The sequence below is a fragment of the Streptomyces sp. NBC_00016 genome, from assembly GCF_045040885.1.
GTDB classification, from domain to species: Bacteria; Actinomycetota; Actinomycetes; order Streptomycetales; family Streptomycetaceae; genus Streptomyces; species Streptomyces coriariae.
In genome coordinates this window covers 3373394-3386192 of sequence record NZ_CP108304.1, presented here as the reverse complement: position 1 = coordinate 3386192, position 12799 = coordinate 3373394, and the positions used below count along the sequence as shown (strand labels likewise).

At 71.5% G+C, this 12799-nt stretch carries 15 protein-coding genes; 9 read left to right on the top strand and 6 right to left on the bottom strand.

Annotated features, from left to right (window positions below):
• Positions 1-38 precede the first annotated feature (38 nt).
• A complete protein-coding gene (locus OG933_RS14775) occupies positions 39-614 on the bottom strand; it encodes a PepSY domain-containing protein (RefSeq protein ID WP_405627409.1) in 576 nt (191 codons plus the stop codon).
• A 130-nt stretch (positions 615-744) separates the two neighbouring features.
• On the opposite strand from OG933_RS14775, the gene OG933_RS14770 reads away from it, so the two are divergent.
• On the top strand, positions 745-1434 hold the full coding sequence (locus OG933_RS14770; protein WP_362526273.1) for a response regulator transcription factor: 690 nt from the start codon (positions 745-747) through the stop codon (positions 1432-1434).
• Entirely contained in the window at positions 1431-2921 is a 1491-nt protein-coding gene (locus OG933_RS14765) for an ATP-binding protein (RefSeq protein WP_405627408.1), read from the top strand. Before OG933_RS14770 ends, OG933_RS14765 begins: the two co-directional genes overlap by 4 nt.
• Positions 2922-2983: 62 nt before the next feature.
• On the opposite strand, the gene OG933_RS14760 is transcribed toward OG933_RS14765, so the two are convergent.
• From OG933_RS14760 to OG933_RS14745, 4 genes are all read right to left on the bottom strand, one after another.
• Entirely contained in the window at positions 2984-3460 is a 477-nt protein-coding gene (locus OG933_RS14760; protein WP_020131149.1) for a MarR family winged helix-turn-helix transcriptional regulator, read from the bottom strand.
• A 92-nt stretch (positions 3461-3552) separates the two neighbouring features.
• Positions 3553-4359 carry an AIM24 family protein gene (locus OG933_RS14755; protein WP_108222053.1) on the bottom strand — a complete coding sequence of 269 codons (807 nt, stop codon included), beginning with the start codon at positions 4357-4359 and terminating at the stop codon, positions 3553-3555.
• Between the two features lie 2 nt (positions 4360-4361).
• The gene (locus OG933_RS14750) at positions 4362-5012 is read right to left on the bottom strand and encodes an AIM24 family protein (protein WP_054239883.1); all 651 of its coding nucleotides are present in this window, start codon (positions 5010-5012) and stop codon (positions 4362-4364) included.
• A gap of 1 nt (position 5013) precedes the next feature.
• Complete coding sequence (locus OG933_RS14745; RefSeq protein ID WP_037736072.1) at positions 5014-5646, bottom strand: AIM24 family protein; 633 nt, start codon at positions 5644-5646, stop codon at positions 5014-5016.
• A 172-nt stretch (positions 5647-5818) separates the two neighbouring features.
• On the opposite strand from OG933_RS14745, the gene OG933_RS14740 reads away from it, so the two are divergent.
• From OG933_RS14740 to OG933_RS14730, 3 genes are all read left to right on the top strand, one after another.
• Positions 5819-6172, top strand: a complete 354-nt coding sequence (locus tag OG933_RS14740) for a DUF3817 domain-containing protein (RefSeq protein WP_362526282.1) — start codon at positions 5819-5821, stop codon at positions 6170-6172.
• On the top strand, positions 6169-6471 hold the full coding sequence (locus OG933_RS14735) for an MTH1187 family thiamine-binding protein (protein WP_405627406.1): 303 nt from the start codon (positions 6169-6171) through the stop codon (positions 6469-6471). Before OG933_RS14740 ends, OG933_RS14735 begins: the two co-directional genes overlap by 4 nt.
• Before the next feature lie 146 nt (positions 6472-6617).
• A complete protein-coding gene (locus OG933_RS14730) occupies positions 6618-7631 on the top strand; it encodes a matrixin family metalloprotease (RefSeq protein ID WP_362526288.1) in 1014 nt (337 codons plus the stop codon).
• Here OG933_RS14730 and OG933_RS14725 read toward each other — a convergent pair.
• Positions 7625-8611 carry a DUF5937 family protein gene (locus OG933_RS14725; protein WP_405627405.1) on the bottom strand — a complete coding sequence of 329 codons (987 nt, stop codon included), beginning with the start codon at positions 8609-8611 and terminating at the stop codon, positions 7625-7627. The two genes, OG933_RS14730 and OG933_RS14725, sit on opposite strands and share 7 nt — an antisense overlap.
• Positions 8612-8684: 73 nt before the next feature.
• Here OG933_RS14725 and OG933_RS14720 point away from each other — a divergent pair, with 73 nt between their 5' ends.
• The 4 genes from OG933_RS14720 (at position 8685) to OG933_RS14705 (ending at position 12776) form a co-directional block, all read left to right on the top strand.
• Entirely contained in the window at positions 8685-9977 is a 1293-nt protein-coding gene (locus OG933_RS14720) for an MFS transporter (protein ID WP_405627404.1), read from the top strand.
• 11 nt (positions 9978-9988) lie between these two features.
• Positions 9989-10498 carry a MarR family winged helix-turn-helix transcriptional regulator gene (locus OG933_RS14715; RefSeq protein ID WP_020131140.1) on the top strand — a complete coding sequence of 170 codons (510 nt, stop codon included), beginning with the start codon at positions 9989-9991 and terminating at the stop codon, positions 10496-10498.
• A gap of 63 nt (positions 10499-10561) precedes the next feature.
• Positions 10562-10900 carry a DUF3817 domain-containing protein gene (locus tag OG933_RS14710; protein ID WP_020131139.1) on the top strand — a complete coding sequence of 113 codons (339 nt, stop codon included), beginning with the start codon at positions 10562-10564 and terminating at the stop codon, positions 10898-10900.
• A gap of 175 nt (positions 10901-11075) precedes the next feature.
• Positions 11076-12776, top strand: coding sequence for a methylmalonyl-CoA mutase family protein (locus OG933_RS14705; protein ID WP_362526297.1), 1701 nt, complete (start codon positions 11076-11078; stop codon positions 12774-12776).
• The last annotated feature ends 23 nt before the right edge of the window (positions 12777-12799 follow it).

Below are 12799 nucleotides of genomic sequence, written 5' to 3'. Positions count from 1 at the left end.
GGACGGACGTACGGACGGACGGTCGGACGAACGCCAGGTCAGTCGTCGAGCTCCTGGGTGACCTTGCCCGTGCGTACGTCCACCTGCCACTCGCCGGCCTTCGCGGTGTCCACGCTCCAGACCGTGGCGCGGTCGTCGTCGTCCAGGTCGACGTCGGTCACCGCGCCCTTGGCGGCGACGGCCAGCGCTGCCTCGCGGGCGTCCACGTCCGCGCCCTTCAGCGCGGCGAGGTCCGCACGGGCGTCGTCGGCGTCGTCGGTGTCGCGGTGGACGCCGATGACCTTGCCGGTGTCGGGGGAGACGGCGACGGTCCGCTCGACGCCGTCGGCCTGGACGACGTCCACGTGCCAGGTGCCCGCGTCGGCGCCGTCGTCCTCCCGGTCGGCGCCGACGGCGGTGCCCGGCGTGTGCCGCAGCGCGGCCGCGATCACCTCGGCGGCGGTGGCCTTCGAGGAGCTCGCCGTGCTCCCCTCGGCCCGGTCGGCGGCCACCGGCCCGGCGGCCCGCACCTCGGCCGCGCCGGTTCGCGCCTCGTCGTCCGCGAAGGCGACCGCCGTACCTCCGCCGATCACGACGGACGCGGCGACGGCGGCGATGACGAGCTTGCGCTTCATGGGGTTCCTCCCGATCGGTGTGCTCTCGGCCTGCTTCGGCTTCGACGGGGACCAAGCTGCCTGAACGGAGCTGAAGGCACGCTGAAGCAGCCTGAAGATCACTTCAGGTTCGATTTGGGACCCTGGTGCCATGCGGCTGTTGATCGTGGAGGACGAGAAGCGACTGGCCCGGTCGCTCGCCGGCGGCCTGACCGCCGAGGGCTACGCCGTGGACGTCGTCCACGACGGCCTCGAAGGGCTGCACCGGGCGAGCGAGTCGCCGTACGACCTGGTCGTCCTCGACATCATGCTGCCCGGCATGAACGGCTACCGGGTCTGCTCCACCCTGCGGGCCGCCGGCAACGACGTCCCGATCCTCATGCTCACCGCCAAGGACGGCGAGTACGACGAGGCGGAGGGCCTGGACACGGGCGCGGACGACTACCTCACCAAGCCGTTCTCGTACGTCGTCCTGGTCGCCCGCGTGAAGGCGCTGCTGCGCCGGGGCGGACAGGGCACCGGGGCCCCGGCCGTGCACGTCCTGGGCGACCTGAAGGTCGACACCGCCGCCCGGCGGGTGTTCCTGCGGGACGGCGGGACGGAGGTCGAAGCCGCGCTGACCACCAAGGAGTTCGCCGTCCTGGAACAGCTGGTCGTGCGGGCGGGCGAGGTGGTGTCCAAGACCGAGATCCTCGACCACGTCTGGGACTTCGCCTACGACGGCGACCCCAACATCGTCGAGGTGTACGTCAGCGCGCTGCGCCGCAAGCTGGGCGCGGGGCTCATCCGGACGGTGCGCGGCGCCGGGTACCGGCTGGAGCGGCCGGAGGCGGCGCGATGAGCCGCCGCTTCGGGTCCGTGCGGGCCCGGGCGACGCTCGGCGCCACGTTCGTGGTCGCGGTGGCGCTCCTCGCGGCGGGGACGGCCGTGCTGCTGTCACTGCGCTCCAGTCTGACCGGCCAGGCCGACGGACAGGCGGAACGCTCCGCGCGGACCGTCGCCGCCCAACTGGCCCTCGGTACGCCCTACGACAAGCTCTCCTCGCTGGACGACGACGAGCGGGTGGTCCAGGTCGTCGACGCGAACGGCGGGCAGGTCGCCGCCACCGAGGACCTGGAGCGGATCAGCGGCGCCGGGCCGAGCGTGCCGCGGGCGCGGGAGGACACCGGGGACGACCCCTCGGAGGAACCGGGACAGGACGCGGGGGAGGAAGCGGGGGAGGACGGCGGGGAGGACGGCGCGAGCGGCGGCCTGGACGACGACTCCGCCCAGGACGCGCTCGAACCCGGCGAGATCGGCGACGAGACCCGCTTCGGCGACGGTTCCGCGACCGTCGACGGCGACACGGCCGACTACCGCTTCGCCGCCGTGGACGTCCGGGATCCGAAGAAGGGCCTGCTCACCGTGTACGCGGGTGCGTCCCTGGCGGCTGAGCAGAGCGCCGTGCGCACCGCGCTCACCGTCATGCTGATCGGCTTCCCGCTGCTGCTCGCCGTGGTCGCCGGAGTGACCTGGCTGGTCACCCGGCGGGCGCTGCGCCCGGTCGAGGACATCCGCCGAGAGATGGCCGCGATCACGGCCGCCGCCGAGCTGACCCGGCGGGTCCCCGAGCCGGACACCCACGACGAGGTCGCCCGGCTCGCCCGTACGACGAACGAGACGCTGGCCGCGCTGGAGACCTCCGTGGAGCGGCAGCGCCGGTTCGTCGCCGACGCCTCGCACGAACTGCGCAGCCCCATCGCCTCGCTGCGCACCCAGCTCGAAGTGGGTGTCGCGCACCCCGGGCTGCTGGATGTGCCGGGCGCGGTCGAGGACACCGTACGGCTCCAGCGGCTGGCCGCCGACCTGCTGCTGCTCGCCCGGCTGGACGCGGGGGAGGGGCCGGTGGCCGGCGCGCGGGTGGATCCGGCGGCGCTGGCCCGGGAGGAGGCGGCCGGGCGACCGGAGGTGACGGTGGTGGTGGAGCCCGGGGAGCCGGCGCCCGGCGAGGTGGCCGGATCGCGGGGGCAGCTGGGGCGGGTGCTGGCCAACCTGCTCGACAACGCGCACCGGCACGCCCGTTCGGCCGTCACCGTGACCGTGCGGAGGGCGGGCGGGCAGGTCGTCGTCGAGGTCGCCGACGACGGGGACGGAGTGCCCGAGGCGGACCGGGAGCGGATCTTCGAGCGGTTCGTACGGCTCGACGACGCCCGCGGTCGTGACGACGGCGGGGCGGGCCTCGGCCTGGCGATCGCACGCGACGTGGCCGTCCGGCACGGTGGCACGCTCACGGTCCGCCGGACGCCGACAGGCGGAGCCCTGTTCGAGCTCCGCCTGCCGACCGTCTGAACCGATCACCCGGACCGATCACCCGGACCGATCGCCTGAACCGATCGGTCGCCGGGAGTTCCTCACGGGCGTCCCCGCTGCCCGCGGAGGTGTTCCGCGACGGGCTTCAGGGCCTTGGACAGCTCTGTCGTGGCATCGGGGGCGAGGAGGTCGATGAAGTGCCGCCGCACGGACTCCACATGATGGGGAGCGACCTTCTGCATCGTCTCCAGGCCGTGCTCGGTCAGGACCGCGTACAGGCCGCGGCGGTCGGACTCGCAGTTCTCGCGGCGCACCAGGTTGGCGCTCTCCATGCGGGTGATCTGGTGCGAGAGACGGCTCTTGGACTGGAGGGTGGCGGACGCGAGGTCGCTCATCCGCATCCGGACGCCCTCCGACTCGGAGAGATTCACCAGGATCTCGTAGTCGTTCATGGTCAGGCCGAACGGTTGGAGATCCTTTTCGAGCTGGTACGTCAACAGCCTGTTGACCTCCAGGTGGGTGCGCCAGGCGCACTGCTCCGCATCGGTCAGCCAGCGCGTGGCCGTTTCGGTCTCCATAATTGAAGTCTACCTAAAATGTTGAAAGGCGAACTAGTGAGGGCGGTGTGACGGTGCGCACGCGTTCGATGTCACACTCCGCAGACTACCGCTCACAGCCCGAAGCGACGCTGGAGGTCCCCCAGCTGTCCGGGAAGGCGCGGTGCGCCGGTTTGCGCGCCGGGGCCACCCCGCCCACCGGGGACGCCGCCCCCGCCGGGCACTCCCGGCTCGTGCGGAACCGCCCCCGTCGCCTGCTCGGCCATGAGCAGCTCGGTCGACTGCAGCAGCACCGTCCCGGCCCCCACGAACTCGAACTGGTGCTCCTCCCCGGAAGCCCCTCCGAGGCCTGTCAGCGCACGTAGACCGCCCATCAGGCCGGTCATGTACCCGTGGTCGTAGTGATGGCACGGAGAGGGGCAGTCGGCCCAGCCGACGAGCGCCTGCGGATCGACCCGGATCGGCGGCTCCATGAACACCACCGGACCGTTAGATGCCGCGACGAACTTGCCGGTTCCGATCAGCGTGAGAAATCCCGGCACGATCGACTGCTTGAGCGACAGAGTTGGCTGAAAAGCGAGCAGATTGCCCGAGCGAATGGTCAGGTTGCCGTCGTCGAGGTCGTACGAATTCACATCGAAGGCCCGGTCGGCGAGGAGCATCTTGCCCGAGCCCTCCGCCACGACCCAGTCGCTGGCGTGCAGAGGCGAATGGAAGGAAGTGCGCACCAGACGGTCCAGACGGCCGTGTCCGATGCCGTTGAAGTCGATCGACCCGTAGTAGGCGATCATCTTCCCCTTCTGGAGGAACCACTGGCTCCCCTTGAGCTCCACGCAGAAGGTGTAGCTGTTCACGTTGTCGTCGACCGGCAAGGTCATCGGGTCGTGCACCGTCGGGCCGCCGCCCGGAGCCCCGTACATGCTCACAGCTTCTCCTCCGACGCCTGGACGAACACCGCACCGCTGCCGCTCAGCTCCAGCTGGAACGCCTCGCCGGAGCCCCGGCCCACCATGTCCCGCCAGCCCAGCGCGGTCGACAGCTTGTTGCGGACGTCGCCGTGGTGGGCGACATAGGCCTGGGGGTCGACGTGGACCGGGCGCTGCGGGGTGATCGGCACCTCGAAGACGCCGCCGTGGGCCATCACGGCGACGGCGCCGTGCCCCTTGAGGGTGGTGGTGAACAGGCCCTGCCCGCTGACCTGGCCGCGGACCATGCCCATGACCCCGCCCTGGGAGCCCAGGAACATCGTGCCCTGCTGGAGGGTGCCCTCGAAGGCGAGCAGCCGGTCCGCCTCGACGTACAGCGTGTCGCCGGTGAGTCGGATGACCTGGACGTGGTGGCCGCCGTGCCCGAAGAGGACCGTGCCGCTGCCCTCGACGGTCATCAGGGGGGTGTCCTCGTTGGCGAGCCGCCGCCCGATCATGGACATCACCCCGCCCTGCCCGCCCTGGACGTTCGGGGTGAAGGCCACCTCGCCGCGGTAGGCGAGCATGGCGCCGCGCTGGCTGAAGAGCCGTTGGCCGGGGACGACCGTCGCCTCGACCATCTTGGAGTTGATCTCGCGGAAGGTCATCTCACACATCCCCCGCGATCGTGTTGCGCTCGCTCGGCTGGACGTACACCAGGCCGTCCCCCTCGAACCGGATCTGGAAGGCCTCGCCGCCGCCCTCACCCATGAACGTGCGGAAGGTCACACCGGACTGGAAGGTCTGCCGGACGTTGCCCTGGTGCGCGACATAGGCCCCGGGGTCGACGGTCAGCGGGTACTGCGGACTGACCCGCAGCACCACGGCCGGCCCGTCCGAGGTGATGGCCGCCTGGCCGGTGCCCTCGACGGTCGTCGTGAACAGTCCGTTGCCCTGGGTCGCGCCGCGCAGACCGGTGAAGCTCGTCCCGGTCCTGAGTCCGGCGTCGGTCGCCAGCAGGTTGCTCGACTCGACGTAGAGCTTGTCCCCCTGGAGCTGCACGAGATTGATCTCGGAGGCACGATCGGCCAGCCAGCACGTGCCCTGCCCCCTCACCTCCATCATGGTCATCTGCTCGCCGGTGAGCCGCCGGGTGACCATCCCCCGGATGCCCTCACCGCCGCCGCTGAGCTTCTTGAAGGCCATCTGCCCGTCGTACGCGACCATCGAGCCGTTCTTCGCCTTCACGGCGTCCCCGGTCACGTCGACGGCGAGCACCTTGCTGCCTTGAAGTCGAAACATCGCCACGCTGCGAAAGGTATCGGCCGGACGGGTGCGTCGAACAGCACCCGGGGGTGGAGAACGACCCTGAACGCACCCTTAGGTGGACCGTTTGCCACAATGGACGAACGCTTGTGCGTGCATTCACAAACCGACCTGTTCGTCGCCGTACCTCCCCCCCCGAAGGTGACTCGTGGACCTGAAGACAGCCTCCGCCCTCCGCCGCCTGCGCCTGGTCTCCGCCCCCGAGGCCGTTTCCTTCCTTCTGCTGCTGGTCTGCTCGGTGCTGAAGCGGACCACGGACTTCAACGCGGTGCCCGTGATGGGCATGGTCCACGGCGTGCTGTTCGTCCTGTACGTGCTCTTCTGGGCGGACGCCTGGAACCGTGCGAAGTGGTCCCTGAAGACCGCGGCCCTCTACTTCGTCCTGTCGGTCCTGCCGACCGGCGGCTTCTTCGCCGAGCGCAAGCTGCGCCGTGAGGCCGAGAACGCAGTCGACGCAGCCATCGCCTCCCGCGCCCGCCGGGAAACGGTGGCGAAGGCATGATCGTCGCGTTCTCGGTCACGCCGCTGGGTGTCGGCGATGACGTCGGTGACTACGTCGCCGACGCCGTCCGGGTCGTCCGCGCGTCCGGCCTCCCGAACCGCACCGACGCCATGTTCACCTCCATCGAGGGTGAATGGGACGAGGTCATGGACGTCGTCAAGCGCGCCGTGGCCGCCGTCGAGGAACGGGCCCCCCGGGTCTCGCTGGTCCTGAAGGCGGACATCCGCCCCGGTGTGACGGACGGCCTGACCTCCAAGGTGGAGACCGTGGAACGGCATCTGGGGGAGCGCCCGGCGTAGCGGGCGGGACAGCGACGGAACACCCGTTTGAGCAGTCGCTCGAACGGGTGATGTCGGATGGGGTTTTCGGCCGGTGCCGCCTGGCTAATGTCTCCCGAGGCCGATCAAGTTCCGCGCGGTGGCGTGGCATTGAAGGGGAGTGTGCGGTGGCAGGGCGGCGCGGACCGGGACTGGTCGGCAGGGCGGTCACGGCGCTCCTGGTGGCGGCATCGCTGTCGGTGGTCTGCGTGGGGGAGGGGCCCCGGCCGCCCGGGTGCGCACTCGCCCGCGGCGAGCTGACCGTGGACGACCTGCCCGCCGGTTCGTCGGTCCTCGACTGCCTCGCCGTCGGCCGGGTGGTCACCCACGAGGGTGCCGGGGTGGCGGTGCCCGAACCCGGCACGACGGTCAGCGTCGACGCGCTCACGGTGGACGGCTCGGCGCACGGTTTCACCCTGACGGTCGCCGCCGACGGAAGGGTCTCCTACGTCTACGAGGAGGCCCACGAGGCGGCCCATGAGGGTCCCCGCGAGGCGACCCGTGCGGCGGCGGCCGCGTCCAGGGCCCGTGCCGACGCCCCCGCCCCCTGCGCCGACGGCGCCTACTCCACCGCGGGCCGCAAGGAGTACGGCACGTACGAGTGGTTCATCGGCGACGGGCCCCTGCCGGGCCGGCTGTCCCACGCCGAGGGCCGGCGGGCCTTCGAGGACGCCATCGCCACCATCACCACCAGCCGCAACGACTGCGGCTACGACGACACGGTCACGGCGAAGGCCAGGTTCCTGTCGAGCACCGGCAACGAGGCCGGCATCGACCGCGCGGCCCGCTGCACCCGCCGGGACGGTCTGAGCGTGTGGGACGCGGGCGACATCGGCGGCGAGGCCGTCGCGACGACCTGCTCCTGGAGCCGTCCGGTGGTCGACGGACCCGAGGAACTGCTCGAGGCCGACGTCCGCTTCAACACCCATGACTTCCCGTTCACGAACCGCCCCTCCGGCGCCTGCACGCACGCGTACGACATCCGCAGCGTCGCCACGCACGAGGCCGGGCACGTCTTCGGCCTCGGCCACTCCGGCGTCGGACACGAGAACCTGACCATGTACGCGAACTCCTTCGCCTGCTCCACGGACGCCCGCACGCTCGGCAAGGGCGACGTCCTCGGCCTGCGCAGCCTCTACTGAGCGTCGCCCGACACCAGCGCCATCCCCAGCGGCGTCCGCTCGTACAGCACCTGGTGGCCGTAGCGCCGGGACACCAGCAGCCCGGAGTCGCGCAGCACCGTCAGATGGGCGGAGACCGAGGACGGGGCGAGGCCGAGCCGGTGGGCGAGGGCGGAGGTGGTCGCCGGATCGTCGAGCGCGCCGAGCACGCCGGCCCGGCCCCGGCCCAGCAGCCGGACGAGCGCCTCGGGGGAGTGGGCGGTGGTGTCGGTCCACAGGCCGCCGATGCCCCGCGCCGGGTACACCAGCGTCGGCTGCCACGGAGGGTCGAAGCCGCTCACGACGTCCGGCCACGAGAACACGCTCGGCATCAGCACCAGCCCCTGCCCGCCCAGGTGCCGCTCGTGCTCGCCGTTCGAGTCGACGGTCAGGGTCCCGGCCCGCCAGCCGCACCGCCGGTTGATCTCCGGCAGCAGCCCGCCCAGGCCCACCTCGGCCAGGCGCCGGGAGTGGAAGGCGACATCCGCCTCCAGCAGGGCACGCAGCCGGGGCCAGTCCGGTGCGAGCAGGGTGTGCCAGATCTCCTCCAGGACGCCGGTCAGCTCCCGGATCATCCGCTCCGGATCCGCCAGCCAGGCCCGCCCTTGAGGCGAGTCCAGCGCGCCGGGGGTGTCCGCGAGCGAGCGGGCGGTGTCCGCGAGGGCGGCCTCGGGGTCGGCGGCCCGGACCGCGGCGAGCTCCTCCTCGAACCCGGCCGCGGGCCCGACCGGCGGCGGGCACAGCCAGTCGGGGGAGTGCCCCCGGCGCGGCATCAGCAGCCACAGACCGGTCAGGTCGAGCGCCTCTGCGGCGGTACGGATCCGGCGCAGCCAGGGCGCGTGGTAGCCGTGCCGGTCGGGCCGCTTGAGGGTGCGCGCGACCTCCTGCGCCTCCCACAGCGGGGACACGGCGAAGCGGCAGCGCAGGAAGTCGTCCTCCCCGAAATGCAGGTATGACGGCACGACCTCACCTCTCGAACATTCGGCGGTGACCGAAACACTAGGGCCTGCGTACTCCGCCGAGCACGCTGCTGCCATGCCAGAAGTCACGACGCCCGCCACGCCCTCGACGCCCGCGACACCGGCGACACCCACGACCGGGACGCCCGCCGCCGGCTACCTGCGCGTCTTCGCCGTCCGTGAGTTCCGGGCCGTCTTCGCCGCCCATCTGCTGTCCATGCTCGGCGTGATCGTCGCCGAGATCGCGCTGTCCGTCCTCGTCTACGACCTGACCGGCTCACCGCTGATGAGCGCCCTGGCCTGGGCCCTCGGCTTCCTGCCCTATGTCGTCGGCGGCACCCTGCTCGCCGGGGTCGCCGACCGCTTTCCGGCCCGGCGCGTGCTCGTGGGCTGCGACCTGGTGTGCGCGGTGTGCGTGGTGCCGATGACGGCGCAGGGCGCGCCCCTCGCCGTGCTGCTCGCCCTGCGCTGCTGTCTCGCCGTGGTCTCGCCGATCTTCGCGGGCACCCGGATGGCCACGCTCGCGGACATCCTCGGCGACGGCGACCTGTTCGTCCTCGGCCGTTCCCTGCTGCGCATCACCGCGCAGAGCGCGCTGCTCGTCGGCTTCGGACTCGGCGGGCTGCTGCTCACCGTCGCCTCCCCGCGCCAGGCCCTGCTCGTCACCGTCGGTACCTTCCTCGCCTCCGCCGCGCTGCTGCGGCTCGGCACCCGCCGCCGCCCGGCCCGGGACGGGACCGGCGGCGCGCTGGTCACGGACTCCCTCAAGGGCGCCCGGCGGATCCTCGCCGACCGGCGGGTACGGGCGCTGCTGCTGCTCTTCTGGGTGCCGCCGGCCTTCACGGTCGCCCCGGAGGCGCTGTCCGCGCCCTACGCCGACGGCCTCGGCGTCGGCCCCACCGGCCTCGGGCTGCTGATGTGCGCGCTGCCGGTCGGCGCGATCGCCGGCGAGCTGTACGCCGGCTCCCGGCTGCGCCCGGTCACCCGTGAGCGCATCGCGCTGCCGCTCGTCTGTGTGACCCTGCTGCCCTACCTCGGCTACGCCCTCCACCCCGGCCTCGAGGTCTCGCTGCTCCTGCTGGTGGTCTCGGGCGCCGGGTCGGCGTACACCCTCGGCCTCGACCAGTGGATCGTCCGGGACGTGCCCGAGGAGCTGCGCGGACGGGCCATGACGCTGCTCACCGCCGGGCTCATGACGTTCCAGGGGGTCGGCATGGCGCTCGCCGGGGTGGCCGCGGAGCTGGTGGGTGTGCCGGCCGCGGTCGCGGGGGCCGGTGTGCTGGGGACGGTCTGCTGCGTCCTGTCGGCCCTGGAGGTCCGGCGGACCGAAGGCCGAGACGGGGCTGACCACGATATGACCGGCCGGTAAGGTCTGGAGGCGTGCCGAAACCGCCCAGTCTCCCGTTCGACCCCATCGCCCGCGCCGACGAGCTCTGGAAGCAGCGCTGGGGGAACACGCCGTCCATGGCCGCGATCACCTCGATCATGCGCGCGCACCAGATCCTGCTCGCCGAGGTGGACGCCGTGGTCAAGCCGTACGGCCTGACGTTCGCACGCTTCGAGGCGCTGGTGCTGCTCACCTTCTCCAAGGAGGGCGAGCTGACCATGTCGAAGATCGGCGAGCGGCTCCAGGTGCACCCCACCTCGGTGACGAACACCGTCGACCGCCTGGTGAAGTCGGGCCTGGTCGCCCGGCGCCCCAACCCCAACGACGGCCGCGGCACCCTCGCCGTCATCACCGACAAGGGCCGGGAGGTCGTCGAGGAGGCCACCCGCGACCTGATGGCGATGGACTTCGGTCTCGGGGTGTACGACGCGGAGGAGTGCGGGGAGATCTTCGCGATGCTCCGGCCGCTGCGGGTCGCCGCACAGGACTTCGACGAGGAGTGACCCGGCTCCGGCAGGGGTGACCCGGGGCAAGATCTCCCGGAACGGGTCGTTACGCTCGTCGGCATGAAGAAGAGCGTGCTGACCCGCTACCGCGTCCTGGCCTATGTCACCGGTGTGCTGCTGGTCCTGCTGTGCCTGGGCATGATCGCCAAGTACGGCCTGGACGTCGACGGGGCCGCGGACTTCACCCGCGTCGTCGCCATCGCGCACGGCTGGCTCTACGTCCTCTACCTGGTCTTCGCCTTCGACCTGGGCTCCAAGGCGAAGTGGCCGGTGGGCAAGCAGCTGTGGGTGCTGCTCGCCGGAACCGTCCCGACGGCCGCCTTCTTCGTGGAGCGCAGGATCAGCCGTGAGCTGGAGGGCCGGGTCGCCGACGAGGCTCCCGTGGCCGCCAAGGCCTAGATCAGGCGCCGATCCCGGAGTCGAATCCGACGCCGGTTCCGGCACCGATCCCGCCGCCGTACCCGTGCCGCACGCGCGCGTGTACGGCGGTTTCGGCGTTCGGACACGCACAGTTACTAGGATGTCCTACCAATAGCCATCGACATTTACTTGGACGTCCTAGTAAATTTGAGGCATGGACGCTGACGCCATCGAGGAGGGCCGCCGTCGCTGGCAGGCCCGGTACGACGCTTCGCGCAAGCGTGAGGCCGACTTCACCACGCTCTCCGGGGACCCCGTGGAGCCGGCGTACGGGCCGCGGCCCGGTGACACGTACGACGGCTTCGAGCGGATCGGCTGGCCCGGGGAGTACCCCTTCACGCGCGGCCTGTACCCGACCGGCTACCGGGGGCGCACGTGGACCATCCGGCAGTTCGCCGGGTTCGGCAACGCCGAGCAGACCAACGAGCGCTACAAGATGATCCTGGCCAACGGCGGCGGGGGGCTGTCCGTGGCCTTCGACATGCCCACGTTGATGGGGCGCGACTCCGACGACCGGCACGCGCTGGGCGAGGTCGGGCACTGCGGGGTCGCCATCGACTCGGCCGCCGACATGGAGGTCCTGTTCAAGGACATCCCGCTGGGCGACGTCACGACCTCCATGACGATCAGCGGACCGGCCGTACCGGTCTTCTGCATGTACCTCGTCGCCGCCGAACGGCAGGGCGTCGACCCGGGCCTCCTCAACGGCACGCTCCAGACGGACATCTTCAAGGAGTACATCGCCCAGAAGGAGTGGCTCTTCCAGCCCGAGCCGCATCTGCGTCTCATCGGCGACCTGATGGAGTACTGCGCGGCCGGCATCCCCGCCTACAAGCCGCTGTCCGTCTCCGGCTACCACATCCGTGAGGCCGGCGCGACGGCCGCGCAGGAGCTGGCCTACACGCTGGCGGACGGCTTCGGGTACGTGGAGCTGGGGCTCAGCCGCGGTCTCGACGTGGACGTGTTCGCACCCGGGCTGTCCTTCTTCTTCGACGCGCACGTCGACTTCTTCGAAGAGATCGCCAAGTTCCGCGCGGCGCGCAGGATCTGGGCGCGCTGGATGCGGGACGTCTACGGGGCGAAGTCCGAGAAGGCGCAGTGGCTGCGCTTCCACACCCAGACCGCCGGGGTCTCACTGACCGCCCAGCAGCCGTACAACAACGTGGTGCGTACGGCCGTCGAGGCCCTCGCGGCGGTGCTCGGCGGGACCAACTCGCTGCACACGAACGCCCTGGACGAGACCCTCGCGCTGCCGAGCGAGCAGGCGGCGGAGATCGCTCTGCGCACCCAGCAGGTGCTGATGGAGGAGACCGGCGTCGCCAACGTCGCCGACCCGCTGGGCGGTTCCTGGTACGTCGAGCAACTGACGGACCGGATCGAGGCCGACGCCGAGAAGATCTTCGAGCAGATCAGGGAGCGGGGGCTGCGGGCCCACCCCGACGGGCGGCACCCGATCGGGCCGATCACCTCCGGGATCCTGCGCGGGATCGAGGACGGCTGGTTCACCGGGGAGATCGCGGAGTCGGCCTTCCGGTACCAACAGTCCGTGGAGAAGGGCGAGAAGCGGGTCGTCGGCGTCAACGCGCACACCGGGTCGGTGACCGGGGACCTGGAGATCCTGCGGGTCAGCCACGAGGTGGAGCGGGAGCAGGTGCGGGCGTTGGGCGCCCGCAGGGCCGCTCGGGACGAGACGGCCGTGCGGGGCGCGCTCACCGCCATGCTGGGCGCCGCCCGTGACGGCTCCAACATGATCGGGCCGATGCTGGACGCGGTGCGGGCCGAGGCGACGCTGGGCGAGATCTGTGACGTGCTGCGGGACGAGTGGGGGGTGTACACCGAGCCCGCGGGGTTCTAGACGGCGCAGGCAGGGGCGTCGGT